19 protein-coding genes are annotated in these 19,978 nt (G+C 70.4%); 10 read left to right on the top strand and 9 right to left on the bottom strand.

All coding sequences use genetic code 11. The features are described from left to right. Positions 1–8 precede the first annotated feature (8 nt). The 5 genes from CSC66_RS11150 to recJ are packed head-to-tail and all read left to right on the top strand — an operon-like array spanning position 9 to position 8,366. A complete protein-coding gene (locus tag CSC66_RS11150) occupies positions 9–1,916 on the top strand; it encodes a S9 family peptidase (protein ID WP_162377464.1) in 1,908 nt (635 codons plus the stop codon). Between the two features lie 28 nt (positions 1,917–1,944). Beyond that, positions 1,945–5,187 carry a carbamoyl-phosphate synthase large subunit gene (gene carB / locus CSC66_RS11145; RefSeq protein WP_162377463.1) on the top strand — a complete coding sequence of 1,081 codons (3,243 nt, stop codon included), beginning with the start codon at positions 1,945–1,947 and terminating at the stop codon, positions 5,185–5,187. After that, positions 5,184–5,660, top strand: a complete 477-nt coding sequence (gene greA, locus CSC66_RS11140) for a transcription elongation factor GreA (protein WP_162377462.1) — start codon at positions 5,184–5,186, stop codon at positions 5,658–5,660. The genes carB and greA overlap by 4 nt, the downstream gene beginning before the upstream one ends. Then, a complete protein-coding gene (locus tag CSC66_RS11135; protein WP_162377461.1) occupies positions 5,660–6,643 on the top strand; it encodes a phosphoglycerate mutase in 984 nt (327 codons plus the stop codon). Before greA ends, CSC66_RS11135 begins: the two co-directional genes overlap by 1 nt. A 1-nt stretch (position 6,644) precedes the next feature. Then, positions 6,645–8,366: a single-stranded-DNA-specific exonuclease RecJ gene (gene recJ / locus CSC66_RS11130; protein WP_162377460.1), complete on the top strand. Its 1,722-nt coding sequence runs from the start codon at positions 6,645–6,647 to the stop codon at positions 8,364–8,366. Positions 8,367–8,385: 19 nt separating this feature from the next. Here the strand turns inward: recJ and CSC66_RS11125 are convergent, their stop codons facing one another. After that, entirely contained in the window at positions 8,386–9,582 is a 1,197-nt protein-coding gene (locus tag CSC66_RS11125; RefSeq protein WP_162377459.1) for an acyltransferase family protein, read from the bottom strand. Between the two features lie 153 nt (positions 9,583–9,735). Here CSC66_RS11125 and CSC66_RS11120 point away from each other — a divergent pair, with 153 nt between their 5' ends. Further along, on the top strand, positions 9,736–10,620 hold the full coding sequence (locus CSC66_RS11120; RefSeq protein ID WP_162377458.1) for a LytTR family DNA-binding domain-containing protein: 885 nt from the start codon (positions 9,736–9,738) through the stop codon (positions 10,618–10,620). A gap of 18 nt (positions 10,621–10,638) precedes the next feature. On the opposite strand, the gene CSC66_RS11115 is transcribed toward CSC66_RS11120, so the two are convergent. Then, positions 10,639–11,079 carry a carboxymuconolactone decarboxylase family protein gene (locus CSC66_RS11115; protein ID WP_162377457.1) on the bottom strand — a complete coding sequence of 147 codons (441 nt, stop codon included), beginning with the start codon at positions 11,077–11,079 and terminating at the stop codon, positions 10,639–10,641. A 35-nt stretch (positions 11,080–11,114) separates the two neighbouring features. Next, a complete protein-coding gene (locus CSC66_RS11110) occupies positions 11,115–12,029 on the bottom strand; it encodes an RNA polymerase sigma-70 factor (protein WP_162377456.1) in 915 nt (304 codons plus the stop codon). A 96-nt stretch (positions 12,030–12,125) separates the two neighbouring features. Between CSC66_RS11110 and CSC66_RS11105 the strand changes: the two genes are divergently transcribed. Both CSC66_RS11105 and CSC66_RS11100 read left to right on the top strand, forming a co-directional pair. Beyond that, positions 12,126–13,682 carry a fumarate hydratase gene (locus CSC66_RS11105; protein ID WP_162377455.1) on the top strand — a complete coding sequence of 519 codons (1,557 nt, stop codon included), beginning with the start codon at positions 12,126–12,128 and terminating at the stop codon, positions 13,680–13,682. 73 nt (positions 13,683–13,755) lie between these two features. Next, entirely contained in the window at positions 13,756–14,391 is a 636-nt protein-coding gene (locus tag CSC66_RS11100) for a glutathione S-transferase family protein (RefSeq protein ID WP_162377454.1), read from the top strand. Between the two features lie 128 nt (positions 14,392–14,519). Here the strand turns inward: CSC66_RS11100 and arsC are convergent, their stop codons facing one another. From arsC to CSC66_RS11085, 3 genes are read right to left on the bottom strand one after another with little or no spacing between them, the layout of a single operon-like run. Further along, on the bottom strand, positions 14,520–14,873 hold the full coding sequence (arsC, locus tag CSC66_RS11095; protein ID WP_162377453.1) for an arsenate reductase (glutaredoxin): 354 nt from the start codon (positions 14,871–14,873) through the stop codon (positions 14,520–14,522). Next, the gene (locus CSC66_RS11090; protein ID WP_425501058.1) at positions 14,873–16,066 is read right to left on the bottom strand and encodes a phospholipase A; all 1,194 of its coding nucleotides are present in this window, start codon (positions 16,064–16,066) and stop codon (positions 14,873–14,875) included. The genes arsC and CSC66_RS11090 overlap by 1 nt, the downstream gene beginning before the upstream one ends. A 19-nt stretch (positions 16,067–16,085) precedes the next feature. Next, complete coding sequence (locus CSC66_RS11085) at positions 16,086–16,571, bottom strand: DUF456 domain-containing protein (protein WP_162377452.1); 486 nt, start codon at positions 16,569–16,571, stop codon at positions 16,086–16,088. 232 nt (positions 16,572–16,803) lie between these two features. Here CSC66_RS11085 and CSC66_RS11080 point away from each other — a divergent pair, with 232 nt between their 5' ends. Then, a complete protein-coding gene (locus tag CSC66_RS11080; protein WP_162377451.1) occupies positions 16,804–17,013 on the top strand; it encodes a cold-shock protein in 210 nt (69 codons plus the stop codon). Between the two features lie 83 nt (positions 17,014–17,096). On the opposite strand, the gene CSC66_RS11075 is transcribed toward CSC66_RS11080, so the two are convergent. Next, complete coding sequence (locus CSC66_RS11075; protein ID WP_162377450.1) at positions 17,097–17,573, bottom strand: glycine zipper 2TM domain-containing protein; 477 nt, start codon at positions 17,571–17,573, stop codon at positions 17,097–17,099. A 143-nt stretch (positions 17,574–17,716) separates the two neighbouring features. Further along, positions 17,717–18,148, bottom strand: a complete 432-nt coding sequence (locus CSC66_RS11070) for a cytochrome c (RefSeq protein ID WP_162377449.1) — start codon at positions 18,146–18,148, stop codon at positions 17,717–17,719. A gap of 91 nt (positions 18,149–18,239) precedes the next feature. On the opposite strand from CSC66_RS11070, the gene CSC66_RS11065 reads away from it, so the two are divergent. Beyond that, positions 18,240–19,037: a tRNA threonylcarbamoyladenosine dehydratase gene (locus tag CSC66_RS11065; protein ID WP_162377448.1), complete on the top strand. Its 798-nt coding sequence runs from the start codon at positions 18,240–18,242 to the stop codon at positions 19,035–19,037. 145 nt (positions 19,038–19,182) lie between these two features. On the opposite strand, the gene CSC66_RS11060 is transcribed toward CSC66_RS11065, so the two are convergent. Next, positions 19,183–19,959, bottom strand: coding sequence for a TatD family hydrolase (locus CSC66_RS11060; RefSeq protein ID WP_162377447.1), 777 nt, complete (start codon positions 19,957–19,959; stop codon positions 19,183–19,185). Positions 19,960–19,978 lie beyond the last annotated feature (19 nt).

Here is a 19,978-nt window from a genome sequence, read left to right as displayed (position 1 = left end):
GTAAGGGAATGCGACTGCTGAAAGGGATGCTGCTGGTGGTGATGCTGGTGCTGGGCTTCGACGCCGCGGCGCGCGAAGTGCCGATCGCGGATTTCTTCAAGGATCCGGAGTTCACCGCGATCAGCCTTTCGCCGGATGGCAAGCACATGGCGGTGACGGTGCCGCAGGAAGACCGGACCGTGCTGGCCGTTCTGCGGGTCGCGGACAAGGGCGTCGTCGGCAAGTGGGACTTCGGCCCCGACCGCCATTTCCGCGAGGTCTACTGGGTCAACAACGAACGCCTGCTGTTCAACGTCAGCTTCAAGACCGGCCGTTTCGACTTCGAGACGTCCAAGGGCGACATGTACGCGTCGAACATCGACGGTACCCAGCGCATCGACATTCCCAATGGCGCTTACTACAACATCGTCAGCCTGACGCCCGAAGACCCGCGCACCATCCTGGTGGAGCGGTCGGTGGAGACGTCCTACCTGTCCAAGCTCGACGTCTACAACGGCCGCCTGGTGACCGTGGCGACCGCACCCGTGGAGCAGGGACGCTTCCTCGTCGACCACGAGCGCAACCCGCGCTACGTGTGGGGCGAGATGAACGACGGCACCAACGTCACCTATCGCCGCGACGGCGACAAGTGGACCCAGGTGCACCGCAGCGAACGCAATGGCGCGACCTACCGGCCGCTGGGTTTCGCCGGCGACAACCGCCACGTCTACATGGCCAAGGGCATCGAGGGCAAGCCCGAGGCGATCGTGCTGCTCGACAGCGAGACGCGGGAGGAGCGGCAGCTTTCCAACAATGGCACGGTCAGCCCGTCTGGCCTGGTCTGGAGCAGCGACCGCAAGACCCTGCTCGGGGTGCGGTACGAGGACGGCATCCCCTACTGGGACTGGGTCGCAGGCGACCATCCCGAGACCCTGGCCTATGCCGGCCTGGTCAAGGCCTTCCCCGGCAAGGCGGTGAGCTTCCTGCGTCCTTCCGACGATGGCCGCTACCTCGCCTTGCGCGCCTACTCGGACCGCATGCCGTCGGAGGCCTACCTGTTCGACCGCACCAGCGGCAAGGCCGAATTCCTCGCCGGCAGCATGGAGTGGATCAAGCCCGCTGAGATGTCCGAAATGAAGCCGATCAGCTTCAAGGCGCGCGACGGCCTGCCGCTGCACGGCTACATCACCATCCCCGCCGGCAGCAACGGCAAGAACCTGCCGCTGATCATCAACCCGCACGGCGGTCCGCACGGTCCGCGCGACGAATGGGGCTTCAACCCGGAGGTCCAGCTCCTGGCCAATCGCGGCTACGCCGTGCTGCAGGTCAACTACCGGGGCTCGGGCGGCTACGGCAACGCCTTCGAGGGCCTGGGCTACCGCAAGTGGGGCACGGTCATGCAGGACGACCTCACCGACGCGGTGAAGTGGGCCGTCGCCCAGGGCATCGCCGACCCGAACCGGGTCTGCATCTACGGCGCGTCCTACGGCGGCTACGCGGCGCTGATGAGCGCGGTGCGCGAGCCGGACCTGTACCGCTGCACGGTGGGCTACGTCGGCGTCTACGACCTGGATGCCCAGCGCAGCTCGGACATCGGCGACCACGAAGCCGGCCGCAACTACCTGAAGGACGTGTATCCGCCGACCAAGGCCGAGCGGGTCGCCCAGTCGCCGGCCTATGGCGTGGACAAGCTGAAGATCCCGGTGATGCTGGTCCACGGTGCCAAGGACGTGCGCGTGCCGATCAAGAACATGAACTTCCTGATCGACCAGATGGAGAAGGTCGGCAAGCAGCCGGAGGTGGTGGTGGTCGAGCCGAAGGAGGCGCACGGCTTCCGCGACCTGCAAAACAACGTGAACCTCTACACGAAGATGCTGGCCTTCTTCGACAAGTACATCGGCCCCGGCGCGAAGACCGCCGCGGCCGGCAGCCCCTGATCCCCCCGGGGAACGAGCAGAGAACGAGATGCCCAAGCGCAGCGACATCCAGACCATCCTCATCATCGGCGCCGGCCCGATCGTCATCGGCCAGGCCTGCGAGTTCGACTATTCGGGCGCGCAGGCCTGCAAGGCGCTGCGCGAGGAGGGCTACCGCGTGGTGCTGGTCAACAGCAACCCGGCCACGATTATGACCGACCCGGACACCGCCGACGCGGTGTACATCGAGCCGATCAACTGGCAGACGGTCGAGAAGATCATCGCCAAGGAGAAGCCCGACGCGCTGCTGCCGACCATGGGCGGGCAGACCGCGCTCAACTGCGCGCTCGACCTGGCCGACCACGGCGTCCTGGAGAAGTACGGGGTCGAGCTGATCGGCGCCTCGCGCGAGGCCATCCGCATGGCCGAGGACCGCGAGCTGTTCCGGGTGGCGATGGGCGAGATCGGCCTGGAGTGCCCGAAGGCCGAGGTCGCGCACACGCTGGAGGAGGCGCTCGACATCCAGACCCGCGTCGGCTATCCGACCATCATCCGCCCCAGCTTCACCCTGGGCGGCAGCGGCGGCGGCATCGCCTACAACCGCGAGGAGCTGATCGAGATCGTCAACCGCGGCCTGGAGCTGTCGCCGACCACCGAGGTGCTGGTGGAGGAATCGGTGCTGGGCTGGAAGGAGTTCGAGATGGAGGTGGTCCGCGACAAGGCGGACAACTGCATCATCGTCTGCTCGATCGAGAACCTGGACCCGATGGGCGTGCACACCGGCGACTCGATCACCGTCGCCCCGGCGCAGACCCTGACCGACAAGGAGTACCAGCGCCTGCGCGACGCCTCCATCGCGGTGCTGCGCAAGATCGGCGTGGACACGGGCGGGTCGAACGTGCAGTTCGGCATCAACGCGCAGACCGGCCGGGTGGTGGTGATCGAGATGAACCCGCGCGTGTCGCGCTCCTCGGCGCTGGCCTCCAAGGCGACGGGCTTCCCGATCGCCAAGGTCGCCGCCAAGCTGGCCGTCGGCTACACCCTGGACGAGCTGAAGAACGAGATCACCGGCGGCAAGACCCCGGCCTCGTTCGAGCCGGCGATCGACTACGTGGTCACCAAGATCCCGCGCTTCGCGTTCGAGAAGTTCCCGCAGGCCGATGCCCGCCTGACCACCCAGATGAAGTCGGTGGGCGAGGTGATGGCGATGGGCCGCACCTTCCGCGAATCGGTGCAGAAGGCCCTGCGCGGGCTGGAGACCGGCAAGGTCGGCTTCGATCCCACCGGCCTGGACCTGGCGGACGAGGACGACCTGGCCACCCTGCGCCGCGAGCTCAAGGCGCCGGGCCCGGAGCGCCTGTTCTACGTCGCCGATGCGTTCCGCGCCGGCATGAGCGTGGAGGACATCCACGCGCTGTCGTTCATCGACCCCTGGTTCCTCGACCAGATCGAGGAGATCATCCAGGAAGAGAAGGCGCTGGCGGCCGAAGGCCTGGACTCGCTCGACGCCGCGCGCCTGCGCAAGCTCAAGCGCGACGGCTTCTCCGATGCGCGCCTGGCCCAGCTGGCCGGCACCAACGAAGCCGGCATCCGCGCCCTGCGCCGCGCGCACAAGGTCAAGCCGGTCTACAAGCGGGTGGACTCCTGCGCCGCCGAGTTCGCCACCAGCACCGCCTACCTCTACTCGACCTACGAGGACGAGTGCGAGGCCGAGCCGACCGGGCGCGACAAGATCATGATCCTGGGCGGCGGCCCCAACCGCATCGGCCAGGGCATCGAGTTCGACTACTGCTGCGTCCACGCGGCCCTCGCCCTGCGCGAGGACGGCTACGAGACGATCATGGTCAACTGCAACCCGGAGACCGTGTCCACCGACTACGACACCTCCGACCGCCTGTACTTCGAGCCACTCACCCTCGAGGACGTGCTGGAAATCGTCGAGCTCGAGCAGCCCAAGGGCGTGATCGTGCAGTACGGCGGGCAGACCCCGCTGAAGCTGGCGCGCGCATTGGAAGCCAATGGCGTGCCGGTGATCGGCACCTCGCCGGACTCGATCGACCTGGCCGAGGACCGCGAGCGGTTCCAGCAGCTTGTGGACAAGCTGGGCCTGAAGCAGCCGCCCAACCGCATCGCCCGCAACGCCGAGGAAGCGCTGGTCCTGGCCCGCGAGATCGGCTATCCGCTGGTGGTGCGCCCGAGCTACGTGCTGGGCGGCCGCGCGATGGAGATCGTCTATGGCGAGTCGGACCTGGCCCGCTACGTGCGCGATGCGGTCAAGGTATCCAACGATTCGCCGGTGCTGCTGGACCGGTTCCTGGACAACGCGGTGGAGGTCGACGTCGACCTGATCGCCGACTCCACCGGCGCCACCCTGATCGGCGGGGTGATGGAGCACATCGAGGAGGCAGGCGTGCACTCCGGCGACTCCTCGTGCTCGCTGCCGCCGTACTCGCTCACCGCGGCCACCCAGGACGAGCTGCGTCGCCAGGTGATCGAACTGGCCAAGGCGCTGAACGTGGTCGGCCTGATGAACACCCAGTTCGCGATCCAGCCCAACGAGGACGGCAGCGACACCGTCTACCTGCTGGAAGTGAACCCGCGCGCCTCGCGCACCGTGCCGTTCGTGTCCAAGGCCACCGGCGTGGCCCTGGCCAAGATCGCCGCGCGCTGCATGGCCGGCCGCTCGCTGGCCGAGCAGGACGCGACCCGGGAGGTCGTGCCGGACTACTATTCGGTGAAGGAAGCGATCTTCCCGTTCGCCAAGTTCCAGGGCGTCGATCCGATCCTCGGCCCGGAGATGCGCTCCACCGGCGAGGTGATGGGCGTGGGCCGCAGCTTCGGCGCCGCCATGGCGCGCGCGCAGGAGGCCGGCGGGATCAAGGCGCCGGCCCCGGGCAAGGCCTTCGTCTCGGTCCGCGACCCGGACAAGAAGCGGGTGTTGCCGGTGGCCCAGGCCCTGGTCGAGCGCGGCTTCAGCCTGGTCGCCACCCGCGGCACCGCGGCCTGGCTGCAGCAGAACGGGCTGGAGTGCGCGGTGGTGAACAAGGTCGCCGAAGGGCGCCCGCACATCGTCGACTCGATCAAGAACGGCGAGATCGCCTACATCGTCAACACCACCGAGGGGCGTGCGGCGATCGCCGACTCGTTCTCGATCCGGCGCGAGGCGCTGCAGCAGCGCGTCACCTACTCGACCACCATCGCCGGCGCCAAGGCGCTGGTGCATTCGCTTGAATTCCGCGGGACCGGCCCGGTGTGGTCGCTGCAGGAGCTGCACAAGGAGCTGCAATCGTGAGAGCCCCGATGACGTTGAAGGGCGCCCAGCGCCTGCGCGACGAACTCGACCACCTGAAGTCGGTGAAGCGCCCGGAGGTGATCGCCGCGATCGCCGAGGCGCGTGGCCACGGCGACCTCAAGGAGAACGCCGAGTACCACGCTGCGCGCGAACAGCAGGGCTTCATCGAAGGACGGATCAAGCAGCTGGAGAGCGAGCTCTCGCACGCCGACCTGATCGACGTGGCCAAGCTCAACGCCGGCAGCAAGGTCGTGTTCGGTGCCACGGTGACCCTGGCCGACGTGGAGACGGACGAGGAAGTCCGCTACCAGATCGTCGGCGACCTGGAAGCCGACATCAAGCAGGGCCTGATCGCGATCTCCTCGCCGGTGGCGCGCGCGCTGATCGGCAAGGAAGAGGGCGACGCGATCGCGATCGACGCGCCCGGCGGCCGGCGCGAGTACGAGATCGCCGGCGTCGCCTACCTCGGCTGATGGCGACCATCACCCTGCTGCTGCCGGAACGGACGCGCCTGCCGGGTCCGTTGCCGGCGGCGATCGGCCGGGTGCTGGGGCGCGCGGATCGCGCCGAGGGCGAACGGGGCTCGCAGGCGCAGCTTCGCCGCCATTTCAGGCTGGTGCCCGACCACTGGCCGGTCGCCGCGCTGACCCGCCGGGTCGATGCCGGCGACAACTTCGACGGCAGCGGCGGCAATGTCGCCGATGCGTGGCTGCGCGCCGACCCGGCGCACGTGGCGCCCGACCTCAATGGCGCGCGCCTGCTGGGCTGGGGCGAGGGCCTGGGCCTGGAAGCGGACGACGTGCGCGCGCTGTTGCCGGCGTTGCGGCCGCTGTTCGGCGACGCCGGTTTCCAGCTCGACGCGCCGCATCCGGCGCGCTGGTACCTGCGCCTGCCCGAAGGCACGCGCCTGCCGGCGCTGCCCGGGCCGGAGGAGGCGGTGGGCGACGACCTGTTCGCCGCGCTGCCGCAGGGCGGCGATGCGGCGGCCCGGCGCTGGCGGGCGTTGATCACCGAGGTGCAGGTGGTGCTGCACCAGCATCCGCGCAACCGCGAGCGGGCCGCGCAGGGCAAGCCGGCGATCAACGCGCTGTGGTTCTGGGGCGCGGGCCGGTTGCCGGCATCGGTGCAGTCCCGCTATCTCCACGTGCGCAGCCCGGACCCGCTGCTGCAGGGCCTGGCGCAGATGGCCGGCGCGGCCACCAGCGCCCCGGCGGCGGCCGATGGCGGCGCCGCCGGCGACAGCCTGGTCGACATGCGCCGGCTGCGCAGCATGGACATGCTCGCCGCGCAGGCGCTGCCGCCGCTGCTCCAGGCCATGGCCCGACGCGAGTTCGATGCGCTGCAGCTGGATTTCGAGGACGGCGCGTGCTTCCGCCTCCAGCACGGCCAGCGCCGCTGGCAGTTCTGGCGCCGTCCGCTGGCCATCCTGGCCGACGCCCCGGGCACCACGGCCTGAGATGGCGATGGCGCGGATCGTCCGCCGCCCCCTGGTCGACGTGCAGGCCGGATGGCCCGATTCGATCCCCGCGCTGCTGCGCCGGGTCTACGCCGCGCGTGGCGCGGCGACGCCGGAGCTCGCGCAACCGCGGCTGGCAGGGCTGCTGCCACCGGACCGGCTGCGCGGCCTGGAGTCGGCCACCGCGCTGTTGGCCGACGCGATGGCCGCCGACCGCCACATCGTCGTGGTCGGCGACTTCGACTGCGACGGCGCCACCGCCTGCGCCACCGGCGTGCGCGGGCTGCGCCTGCTTGGCGCGCGGCGCGTCTCGCATGCGGTGCCCAACCGCATGGTCCACGGCTACGGCCTGTCGCCGGCGCTGGTCGACGAGCTGGCCGCGTTGCGCCCGGACCTGTTGCTGACGGTCGACCACGGCATCGCCTGCCATGCGGGCATCGAGGCGGCGCGCGCGCGCGGCTGGCGGGTCGTCGTCACCGACCACCACCTGCCGGGACCGCGCCTGCCCGCGGCCGATGCCATCGTCAATCCGAACCTGCCCGGCGACGAGTTCCCGAGCAAGGCGCTGGCCGGCGTCGGCGTGGTCTTCTACCTGCTGCTGGCGCTCCGCCGGCATCTGCGCGGAGCGGGCGCGTTCGGCGCGGGCGAGCCCGACCTGTCGACGTTGCTGGACCTGGTCGCGGTCGGCACCGTTGCCGACCTGGTCCCCCTGGACGCCAACAACCGCACCCTGGTGGCCGCCGGACTGCGCCGGCTGCGTGCCGGCCGCGGCTGCGCCGGGCTGCGCGCGCTGGTCGAAGCCTGCGGGCGTGACGCGGCGCGGTTGACGGCGGCCGACATCGGCTTTGCGATCGGTCCCCGGCTCAACGCGGCCGGGCGGCTCGAAGACATGGCCCTGGGCATCGAATGCCTGCTCACCGACGACCCCGCGCGCGCGCGCGAACTGGCGCAGCGGCTGGACGGGATCAATGCCGAGCGCCGCGCCGTGCAGCAGGCCATGACCGACGATGCGGAAGCCGCGCTGTCGCGCGTGCTGCCGGGCGCGGTGGGCGCGCCGCTGGCGCCGTGCCTGTTCGATCCGGAGTGGCATCCGGGCGTGATCGGCCTGGTCGCCTCGAAGATGAAGGAACGCCTGCACCGGCCCGTGCTCGCGTTCGCGCCGGCCGAACCGGGCAGCGCGGTGCTGCGCGGCTCGGCGCGCTCGATCCCCGGTTTCCACATCCGCGACGCGCTGGCGGCGGTGGACAGTGCCCACCCGGGCCTGATCGAGCGCTTCGGCGGCCACGCCATGGCGGCCGGGCTGACCCTGGCGCAATCGCAGCTGGCCGCGTTCGAACAGGCCTGGCAGGCGCATGCGGCCGGCGTACTCGACGACGGCCTGTTGCAGGCCGAGTTGCTCAGCGACGGCGAATTGCTGCCGCGCGAGTTCGACCGTTTCCACGCCGAGGCGCTGCGCGATGGCGGGCCGTGGGGACAGGGCTTTCCCGAGCCGCTGTTCGACGGCGGGTTCGACGTGCTGGACTGGAAGGTGGTGGGCGAGCGCCACCTCCGGCTGACCCTGCGCCACCCCGACCGGCGCGAGCCGCTGGCGGCGATCCAGTTCGGCGGCTGGCAGGGCCAGCCGCCTTCGCCGCAGGCGCACCTGGCCTACCGCCTGGCGCCGGATGACTACCGTGGCGGACAGGCGATCCAGCTGGTGGTGGAGCACCGCGCGACGGCCTGAGCCGCCGGCCGGCACGGCGTCAGCCGACCGCCTCGCGCTCCCGGCCATCGCGCGCCGGCGAGGTCACAGCGGTGCGCTTCAGGCCGAACAGCGGCCGCACCCAGCCGAGCCTGCGCACCAGCTCATAGCCGGCCAGGCACAGCAGCAGGGTCGCCAGCACCAGCAGCGGTCCTTCCAGCCACGCCGGCAGGTCGAGCGGCCGCAGGTACACGGCCAGCAGCACGATCACCGTCTGGTGGAGGATGTAGACCGGGAACACCGCCTCGGCCAGCCAGCGCCGCGCCGGGCTGTCGCCGGGCGCATTGCGGCGGAAGAAGCCCAGGATGGCCACGATCGCGCCCCACTGCTGCACGGCCCACAGCAGTCGCTGCAGCTGGCGCAGCGACTCCGGCGGCGTGCCCCCGTCGCGGTACTGGCCGAAATACCAGGCGATGAACAGCCAGCTGGCGAGTGTCGCCACCAGCGCCGGCCAGCGCGCCCGTTCGATCCGGTCCCAGAGCGGGCCGGGCCGGGCGATGGCGAAGCCGAGCAGGAACAGCGGCAGGTACTGGGCGTGGTTGTACCAGTCGTCGACCAGCGCGTGGGTCGATTCGAAGCGGCCCACCAGCAGCAGGCGCGCGACGGCCAGCCACGCCAGTGGCCACAGCAGCCCGGCCGGATGCGCCAGCAGGCCGCGCACCCGTTCCACCGCGCCGGCGCTGGCGCGCGGGGCCAGCCGCAGCAGCACCCACAGCACCACCGTGTAGCACCAGAGGTAGGCGACGAACCACAGGTGGTTCCAGGTCGGCAGGTCCAGGCAGTCGTCGTCGCGGCAGAACGAGCCGTCGCCGGCCAGGTAGCGCGCCCAGAACGCCAGGTAGCCGTCGTGGTACCCGCCGGGCAGCTTCTCCACCACCTCGAAATACGACTGCGGCGGCACGATCACCAGCATGCCGAACACCAGCGGCAGCAGCAGCCGCCAGGACCGTGGGCCGATGAACCGCCCGCCCTCGCGCGCACAGCGGTCCCAGAGGAAGGCGGTGGCCGCGCCGGAGACCAGGAACAGCAGCGACAGCCGCCACGGCGAGGACAGCAGCATGAACGGCTCCAGCGCATGGCTGGCGTGGGGGCTGTTCACGTGCCAGTCCCAGGTCACGTAATACATGCCGACGTGGTAGAGAACCAGCACGCCGAAGGCGCAGATGCGGATCCAGTCGAGGTCGTAGCGGCGTTCCATGGCGGTCTTCGGTATCGCGGAAGCGCCACGGTGCGCCCGCGCCGGCGGCGGCGCGCGCGCCGGGTGACCGGTCGCGGGGCATCGGGGACGAACCGCGGGCGGCAGTGACGGGCGGGGTGGGGCCGGCCGCGCGCGCTCCGTAGAATGCGCGGCATGTCCGCGACCCGTCCCACGCCCTACGAACGCTACCTGCCCTGGCGCCGCTGGGTCGAGGTCGGCTTCTGGATCGGCATGACCGTGGTCAACGCGGTCGCCAACAGCTACACGGTCATCATCGACATCCGCAAGAACGACCTGCCGTACGCGACCTGGGAACCGGTGGTGTGGGAATGGTCGAGCGGGCTGATGTGGCTGGCCCTGGCCTGGCCGATCGTCTGGTTCAGCCGGCGCTACCCGGTCCACTGGGACAACTGGCGCCGGCAGCTGCCGCGGCACCTGTTGGCCAGCGTGGTGGTATCGGTCGTCCATGTGGTGGGCATGGTCGGCCTGCGCACCGTGGCCTACGCCAGCCAGGGCGTCGACTACGACTTCGGCCACTGGCCGCGCGAGCTGTTCTACGAATACGTTAAGGACGTGCGCACCTACGCCTCCATGGTGGTGCTGATCAGCTTCTACCGGCTGCTGCTGCGGCGCCTGCAGGGCGAGGCGAGCCTGCTGTCCGAACCGGACGAAGGCCCGCCGGTCGAGCCCCTGGACCGGCCCGAACGCTTCCTGGTGCGCAAGCTGGGCCGCGAGTTCCTGGTCGCCGCCGGCGACATCGAGTGGCTGCAGGCGTCGGGCAACTACGCGAACCTGCGGGTGCGAGGCCACGATTACCCGCTGCGCAGCACCATCGCCGGGATCGAGGCGCGGCTGGACCCGCGCGCGTTCGCCCGGGTCCATCGCAGCTACATCGTCAACCTCGGCCAGGTGGCCTCGATCGAACCGCTCGATGCGGGCGAGGCGCGCCTGCACCTGCGCGACGGCACGGTGATCCCTTGCAGCAGGCGCTACCGGCAGGCGCTGCGCGGGCGCATCGATGGCAGCGACGGCGCCTGAGCGCCGCCGCCGCGAGGCTCAGGCAAGTTCAGGCTGCATGCCCACGCCCAGGCGGTTCCAGGCGTTGATGGTCGCCACGGCCATGCTCAGCTCGGCGATGGCGGCATCGTCGAAGTGTTCGCGCAGGGCCTCGTAGGTCGCATCGGCCGGCGCGCCCGCGGGCAGGGTGGTCAGCTGTTCGGCCCAGGCCAGGGCGGCGCGCTCGCGGGCGTCGAAGAAGCGGCTGTCGCGCCAGCCAGCGAGCGTATCCAGCTTGCGCGGCTCGACCCCGGCCTTGCGCAGCGCGCCGCCATGCATGTCCATGCAGTAGGCGCAGCCATTGATCTGCGACACCCGCAGGAACACCAGTTCGAGGAACACCTTGCCCAGCGCGCCGTCGTGCACGGCGGTGCTGGCGGCGTACAGGCCCTTGAAGGCGGCGGGAACGTGCTTGGGATAATCGACGCGGTGGAATTTCATCGGTGCGGTCCATGGCGGCCGACTGGCCGCCTTCATCACCAGGACGCACCGGCGGCTGCGTTCGTGACACCCAGCTTGTCGGGATTGGCGACGGTGAACAGTTCGGTGATGCGCTCGCCGTCGGTGACCGCGACCATGACCGCCGCCAGCACGCCGCCGCGGTAGCGCAGGATCGCAGGCTCGCCGTTGACCCGTCCGATCCGCCATTCGATCGCCGGATCCTGGCGGCGGTAGGCGGCCCAGAACAGGCGCGCGATGCGCTCGCCGCCCAGCAGCGGACGGATCACCGCCACCGCCTTGCCGCCGCCATCGGACACCAGTCGCGCATCGGCATGCAGCAGGCTTTCCAGCGCCGCGCGGTCGCCCCCGCGCGCCGCGTGCATGAACTTCTCCAGCAGCACGCGATGGCGCCGCGGGCTGACTTCGAACCGGGCCCGCGCCGCGGCCAGCCGCTGGCGCGCGCGATGGACCATCTGCCTGCAGTTGGCCTCGCCCTGGCCCAGCAGCGCGGCGATCTGGGCATAGTCGTAGTCGAACGCCTCCTTCAGCAGGAAGGCGGCGCGTTCCTCCGTGCCCAGCCGCTCGAGCACGGCCAGGAACGCCAGCGAGACCTGTTCGGCGGTCTCGGCCGCGCGTGCCGGTCCGGGCGCATGGTCGGCGATGTCGCCGGCCGGGCCGTCGTCCTCCTCGATCCGCGCAGGCTCGGGCAGCCAGGGGCCGACGTAGTGCTCGCGGCGCGCGCGCAGCGCGCGCAGGCGGTCGATGCCCAGGCGCGTGGTGGCGGTCACCAGCCAGGCCAGCGGGTCGACGATGGCCGACTGGTCGGCCTGGTGCCAGCGCAACCAGGCGTCCTGGACCACGTCCTCGGCATCGGCGCGGCTGCCCAGCAGACGGTAGGCCAGCGCCAGCAGGCGCGGGCGGTGGGTGTGGAAGGTGTCGGCGGTGTCCATGGACCCAGGACGGAACGGCGTGTGCCGGCGTGACAGTCGGGCGGACCGACACTTTGCCCTAAAATGGGCCGGTTTCCCGCCCGCCATGAGCCAGCCGTGACCGCTTCCGCTTCCGCCCCCGCGTCTTCGTCCCCGGTATCGATCCGCCAGGACGACCTGATCCAGTCCGTCGCCGACGCGCTGCAGTACATCAGCTACTACCACCCGGTCGACTACATCCGGAACCTGGCCGCGGCCTACGAGCGCGAGGAATCGCCCGCCGCCAAGGACGCGATGGCGCAGATCCTGATCAACTCGCGCATGTGCGCCGAAGGCCATCGCCCGATCTGCCAGGACACCGGCATCGTCACCGTGTTCCTGGAAGTCGGCATGAACGTGCGCTGGGACGACGCGACCATGGGCGTGGAGGACATGGTCAACGAGGGCGTGCGCCGCGCCTACAACCACCCCGACAACAAGCTGCGCGCCAGCGTGCTCGCCGATCCGGCGGGCAGGCGCGCCAACACGAAGGACAATACCCCGGCGGTGGTCAACGTGAAGATCGTCCCGGGCAACACCGTGGACGTGATCGTCGCGGCCAAGGGCGGCGGTTCGGAGGCCAAGTCCAAGTTCGCCATGCTCAACCCGTCCGACTCGATCGTGGACTGGGTGCTCAAGACGGTGCCGACCATGGGCGCCGGCTGGTGCCCGCCGGGCATGCTCGGCATCGGCATCGGCGGCACCGCCGAGAAGGCGATGCTGCTGGCCAAGGAATCGCTGATGGAGCCGATCGACATCGTCGACCTGAAGGCCCGCGGCGCCTCCAACCGGGCCGAGGAGCTGCGGCTGGAACTGTACGAGAAGGTCAACGCGCTGGGCATCGGCGCGCAGGGCCTGGGCGGCCTGACCACGGTGCTGGACATCAAGGTCAAGGATTACCCGACCCATGCGGCCAACCTGCCGGTGGCGATGATCCCCAACTGCGCGGCCACCCGCCACGCGCACTTCACCCTCGACGGCAGCGGCCCGGTCGCACTCGACCCGCCGTCGCTGGAAGACTGGCCGACCCTGACCTACGCCCCGCACAACGCGCGTCGGGTCGACCTGGACACGATCACCCGCGAGGAAGTGGCCACGTTCAAACCTGGCGAGGTGCTGCTGCTCAACGGCAAGCTGCTGACCGGCCGCGACGCCGCGCACAAGCGCATGATCGACATGCTCAACAAGGGCGAGAAGCTGCCGGTCGACTTCACCAACCGCTTCATCTACTACGTCGGCCCGGTCGATCCGGTGCGCGACGAAGTGGTTGGCCCGGCCGGCCCGACCACCGCCACGCGCATGGACAAGTTCACCCGGCAGATGCTGGAACAGACCGGCCTGTTGGGCATGGTCGGCAAGTCCGAGCGCGGCGACGCGGCGATCGATGCGATCCGCGACAACCAGGCCGTGTACCTGATGGCCGTGGGCGGTTCGGCCTACCTGGTGTCCAAGGCGATCAAGGCCAGCAAGGTGCTGGCGTTCGAGGACCTGGGCATGGAGGCGATCTACGAATTCGAGGTCAAGGACATGCCGGTGACCGTGGCCGTCGATTCGACCGGCGAATCGGTGCACAAGACCGGGCCGAAGGAGTGGCAGGCGCGGATCGCCGGCATTCCGGTCGTGGTCGAGGCCTGAGCCATCGCATGATCCCCGAAGCCGGCCCCGTGCCGGCTTCGTCCTTTTCCGCCTTCCCACTGGAGTCCCGCCGATGTCCGTCGTCCTCTACGGTTCACCCAGCACCGCCTCGCTCGTCGTCCACTGGCTGCTGATCGAGCTGGGCGTCGACCACGAACTGCGCATGCTCGACTTCGACCGGCACGAGCAGAAGTCGCCGGAGTACCTTGCGATCAATCCGCAGGGCAGGGTGCCGGCGTTGCTCCTCGACGGGCAGGTGCTGACCGAATCGGCGGCGATCGCCATGCACCTGGCCGACCTGCATCCCCAGGCGGGGCTGGCGCCGGCCATCGCCACGCCGGCGCGCGCCGCGTACTACCGCTGGATGTTCTTCTGCGCCTACACGCTGATGCCGGCGTATCGCAGCTGGTTCTACGCGGACGAACCGGCGGGCGAGGCCAACGCCGACGAGGTCAAGGCGCGCGCGCGCCAGCGGATCGAGGCGGCCTGGCAGCAGGTGGCCGACCATCTCGAAGCCCACGGCCCGTACCTGATCGGCGTGCAGGTATCGGCGGCGGACTTCGTCCTGACCATGCTGATGCGCTGGTCGCGGAACATGCCGCGCCCGACCGACCGCTGGCCGGTTCTGGAGGCGTTCGCGCGGCGGATGAAGGACCGCCCGTCCTTCGCCGAGGTCTACCGGCGCGAAGGCCTCACCGACTGGACCTGAGCCCAGCGGCACGGCCCGTTTCGCGGCGGGTGCGGGGCGCCCCGGACAGCGGAGGGGCTTGCGCGGCGTCCGCCTGCGCGCAGGTCGATTCCGTTCCAGCCCGCGCCGTGGCGGGCGACGCGCGCACGTCAGTCCAGGAGTGGCAGCACCGTTTCCGGCGGGCGGCACAGGCGGGTGCCGCGCGGGGTAACCACCACGGGCCGGTTGATCAGGCGCGGGTTGTCGAGCATGGCCGCCAGCAGGGCCTCGTCGTCGGCATCGGCAAGCCCTTGCTCGGCGTAGGCCGGTTCCTTTTCCCGCACCAGTCCGCGCAGTCCCAGGCCGCTTTCCCCGGCGACCCGGAGCAGGGCTGCGCGATCGGGCGGCTCCGCAAGGTAGTCGACCACGTCCGGCTCGACCCCGCGATCGCGAAGAAGCTGCAGCACGGCGCGCGAGTTCGAGCACCGCGGGTTGTGCCAGACCACGACGCGGGCCGCGTCCATCAGAACCACTCCAGCAGGGCGAAGCCCACGCCCACGTAGGTGGCGCGGTGGTTGTAGTCGATCATGCTCTCGCCGTAGCCGTCGAACACCTGCACGTGACCGCGCAGCAGGTTGGTGATCGGGAAGCCGTAGTCCAGCTGCAGCGAGCCGTGCGAGCGGTCGCCGCCGCGCAGCGAGTGGCGCGCGGTCAGCGACAGCTCGTGGCCATTGCGGTTGTAGACCAGCAGCGCGTCGCCGCGGCCGACGTAGTCCTCGATGTCCGCGTTGTTGTCGTCGGCCGCGTCCTCCTCGATGCGGTACCAGGGCCGCACCACGAAGGCCCAGTTCTCGCGGTCCAGGCCGACGTTGAGGATCACCCGGTTCCAGCTGCGCGAGAGCGGGTCGCTGCGGCCGTTGGACTGGTGGTTGAAGCTGATTCCGGTCATGCGCCCGTTCCAGCCGAGCAGGCTGTAGTTGTTGCGGAACAGCAGCATGATCTCCGGCTCGTAGTTGGTCTCGCGGAACGGCCGCGAGATTTCCGAGTTGTAGACCTGCCAGCGCGAGCTCTGGGTGTAGCCGGCCCAGACGTCGCCGTTGTCGCCGAACACGTTTTCGGCCAGCTTGGTCTTGAAGCTGATCTGGAACTTGGCCTCGACGCTGTCCAGCTCCTCCGGCGAGGTCACGGTGTTGTTGGGGTTGGGCGAACTGGGCATGTCGTTGACGTCGCTGGTCCAGAACGCGGGCAGCAGGTACACCGGCTTGTAGGCGCGGAACTGGAAGATGCCGAGCTTGGAGTCCTTGGCCAGTTCCCAGCGGCTGTCGAGCAGCGACCCGCGGCCGGCGTTGGCGATCGCGTCCAGGGCGGCGGGGTCCTGCGCCAGGTCGTGGCGGCCGAACAGCTCCCCGGTGCGGTGGCGCGCACGCTGGCCCGCGGTGGCGTCCGGCGGCAGGGCTGCCGCGCGCTGTTCGGCGCGCTGTTGCTTCACCTGTTCCTCGGCGGCCCGCGCCTGCTGGTCGGCATCGCGGGTGTGGTCGGCGTCGCGGCCATACACGGCGTCGTAGCAGGCCAGGCGGGCGGCGTCCGAGGCGATCGCGCGGCAGGCGTCGGCGGTACCGGGGAGGGCGGTCGACTCCTGCGCCGCCAACCCGCCGGCGATGGCGTACAGCGGGGCGATCAGGGCCAGGGTGCGGGGCAAGGCGGGGGACCGGGTCACGGATGGGGCTCCATTGAAGTCAGACGAACCAGGCGAATACGAACAGCCCGAGCATGGCGAAGGCCAGGGCCAGTTTCAGCACGGTGCCGAGCAGCAGGCCCAGCCAGGTGGCCAGCCCCACGTGCGTCGCGCGGCGGAGGGCGCGGGTATGCCACAGCTCGCCCAGCAGCGCGCCGAGGAAGGGGCCGGCGAGGAGGCCGACCGGCCCGAAGAACACGCCCGCCAGGGTTCCCAGCGCGGCGCCCCAGACCGCCAGCGGACCGGCCCCGACCCGCTTGGCGCCCGCGGCGGTGGCGACGAAGTCCGCCACCACCGACAGCGCGGTCAGCAGGCCGAGCAGGACCAGGGTGACCGGGCCGATGCGCTGGAAATCCCCGGCCCAGGCGGCGACCAGCATGCCGGCGAAGACCAGGGGCAGGCCGGGCAGGGCGGGCAGGATCACCCCGGCCAGGCCGACCAGGGCCAGCACGGCCGCCACCACGTACCAGAAGAGTGCGGGATCCATCAGCGTCTTTTCCTGCCCGGGGCGGGCCAAGTCCTTGGCATGATTGCATTTCCCCCGGACGGGGGGTAATTTTGGGCCGCTGCGCTTGACAAGGTCACCGTGACTCGTGGCCGAATGCGGTAGGTCCCGTGATGATGGTCCGCTACATCGTTACACCGCGCGTACTCCTTGCAACCAGCCGCCGTGGCAACGGCGTATCCACCACCCAGCAAAGTTTCGAGGAGTCGCAGTAATGGCAGATCGCGAAGTCGGCACCGTGAAGTGGTTCAACGATGCCAAGGGATTCGGATTCATCAGCCGCGAGAATGGCGAGGACGTGTTCGTCCACTTCCGCGCCATCCAGATGCAGGGCTTCAAGAGCCTCAAGGAAGGCCAGAAGGTCAGCTTCACCGTCGTGCAGGGCCAGAAGGGCCTGCAGGCGGACGCCGTCCAGGCCGCCTGACAAACCTGATCAAGCCTGTACCGGAACGGCCCGCCAGTAGCGGGCCGTTCCTTTTTGCGCGACAGGCTTGATGCGGCGCTGCGTCAGCGCAGCACGACCTTGCCGTTGACCACGCGCACGTAGGTGTTTTCGCGGATGCCGCCGAGGTCGCGCTGGTTGATCACGACCGTGCGGCCATCGTCCATGCGCACGTGGATGTTGTAGGTGTCGGAGGTGACGTTCTTCTGGATGGCGTTGCCGGCCATCGCGCCCGCGGCCGCGCCGGCGACCGCCGACACGTTCTGGTTGCCCTTGCTGCCGCCGGTCTTGTCCGAGATCTCGTGGCCGGCGACCGCGCCGACGATGCCGCCCAGGATCGCGCCGGTGGCCGACGGGGCGCTGCGGTTGGAGGCGACCACGTCGATCCGGGTGACCAGGCCGCAGTCGGCGCAGCGGGCCTGCGAGGGATAAGGCGCGGAGCTGCCGTAGCCGGAGCTGCCGTAGTTGGGCGAAGTCGTGGTGCAGCCGGCCAGGGCAAGCATGCCGAAGGCGGCCAGGCCGATCAGGTGGGTTTGCTTCATCCTCGATACTCCTCGGTGACGGGGTGGCGGACCGGTGCGCGACCTGCGGTCGTGCTGGCGGCCATCGTCATCGCATGCATGTGAACGCAATGCCAATCGTCCGCGGCGCGGCGGGGCCTCGCGGGCATCCTCTCAGCGATGGTTCAGCGGAAATCGCGATGGCAGGCCTTGCAGTCCTCGCCGATGCGTTCGCTTGCCGCGGCCAGTTGCGCGCAGTCCGCCGGCGGCGCGGACAGGGTCTCGTCGAGCGTGGCCCGCAGCCCGCTGGCGGCGGCCGCGAAACGGCTGTCGTCCTTCAGTCCGGGGAAGGCCATCTCGATGTCGTTGGACATCGCCCGCAACGACTGCAGCCGCGGCAGGCTGTCGCTGACCGCGCAGCGGTTGGCCTTGGCCGACTTGCCCAGCTCGGCCGATTGCCTGGCCATGACCTGCATCAGCGCGTCGGGGAACGGGTCGCTGCGCGCCTGCAGCGCCCGCAGCGCCATCACCGCGCAGACCGCGCCGGTGACCAGGCCGACCAGGAAAAGGAACAGGTAACGTCCTGCGTTGCCGGTTCGGGGCGGCTGGCTGGCCATGCGGTGGACTCCTTGTACGTGGCGATGGGTGGCGGCGCGCAGGATGATAGGGCCGCGCCGGGTGTCGATGCACCCCCGGTAGAATGCGCGCATGGAAGCATCCGTTTTCGAACGTTTCGCCGGCATCGACCGGCTGTACGGCCGCGGCGCGGTCGAATGGCTGGCGACCCGGCGCGTGGCGGTGGTCGGCCTGGGCGGCGTCGGTTCGTGGGTGGCCGAGGCGCTGGCGCGCTCGGCGGTCGGCGCGCTCGACCTGGTCGATGCCGACGACCTGTGCATCTCCAACACCAACCGGCAGTTGCCGGCGGTCGCCGGGCAGTACGGACGCAACAAGGCCGAGGCGATGGCCGAACGCTGCCGCGCGATCAATCCGGCGATCGAGGCCCGGCCCGTGGCCGCATTCCTTACCGGCGCCAACCTCGAGGAACTGCTGGGGGGCGGCGTCGAGCTGGTGGTCGATGCCTGCGACAGCGTCCGCACCAAGGTCGAATCCATCGCCTGGTGCCGCCGGCGCAAGCTGCCGATGCTGACCGTCGGCTCCGCGGGCGGTCGCACCGATCCCACGCTGGTCCGGGTCCGCGACCTGTCCCGTACCGAGCACGACGCGATGCTGGCGCTGGTGCGCAAGAAGTTGCGGGGCGAGCACCGGTTCCCGAAGAACCCGGACCGCTTCTTCGGCGTACCGGCGGTCTATTCGCTGGAGAACGTGAAGTATCCGCAGGCCGACGGCAGTGTCTGCGGCGTGCGCCCGGCGATGGGCGCCGACGCCGCGCTCAAGCTGGACTGCGGCGCCGGCCTCGGCGCGGCCACCCACGTCACCGGCGCATTCGCCTTCGCCGCCGCCGGCAAGGCACTGGAGTTGCTGCTCAAGCGCCGCATCGCCGCGTAGAGCGGGGCTCGCCCCGCTGCTTCGACAGGGCGTCCCGCCGGTGGCGGACCATTCGGACCGCGCCCCGTGCCCGTGGAGCGGGGCTTGCCCCGCTGCTGTCGACGACGTGTCGGCCGGCGGGCGCTGCAGCCGGGCAAGCCCGGCGCTACGGGGCAGGGAGGGCGAACAGGCGTTCGGCATTGGCGGTGGTGGCCGCGGCGATCTCCTCGGGCGCCTGGCCGCGCAGCATCGCCACGACATCCAGGACCTGGCGCAGGCGCGCGGGCTCGTTGCGCTGGCCACGGATGCCGGCGTCCGGCTGGTCCGGCGCATCGGTCTCCAGCAGCAGGAACTCCAGCGGCATCTGCGCCACCAGCCGGCGCAGGCGCTGCGCGCGTTCGTAGGTCAGCGGACCGCCCAGGCCGATCATGAAGCCCAGGCTCCAGAGCTGCCGCGCCTGCTCGGGGCTGCCGGAGAAACTGTGGACCACGCCACGCAGCCGTCCATCGCCGAGGCGGCGGATCGAGGCGATCACCGCATCGACCGCGCGACGCGCGTGCACGATCAGTGGCAAGCCATGCTCGCGGGCCAGTCGCAGCTGGCCGTCGAAGTAGTGCGCCTGCGCATCACGGTCGAGCCCTTCGACGAAGTAGTCCAGGCCGCATTCGCCGATGGCGGGCGGATGCTCGTTCTCGATCCAGCTCGCCAGCTGATGAAGGTCGTCGGGCCGGTGCTCGGCCAAGAATGTCGGATGCAGGCCGTAGGCAGGATACAGGCCCGGCGAGGCGCGGCAGACCTGGCGCAGCTTCGGCCAGCTGGCCGCGGTCACCGCCGGTACCACCTGCCCGAGCACGCCGGCGGCGCGCGCGCGCTCGACCACCGCGTCGCGGTCGGCATCGAACTCGGCCGCATCCAGGTGGCAGTGGCTGTCGAGCAGCCGCATCAGGTCGCGTGCGCGCCGG

Source organism: Pseudoxanthomonas kaohsiungensis (assembly GCF_010211765.1).
In the GTDB taxonomy this organism is placed as follows: Bacteria; Pseudomonadota; Gammaproteobacteria; order Xanthomonadales; family Xanthomonadaceae; genus Pseudoxanthomonas; species Pseudoxanthomonas kaohsiungensis.
This window is presented reverse-complemented; position numbering and strand designations above follow the sequence as displayed.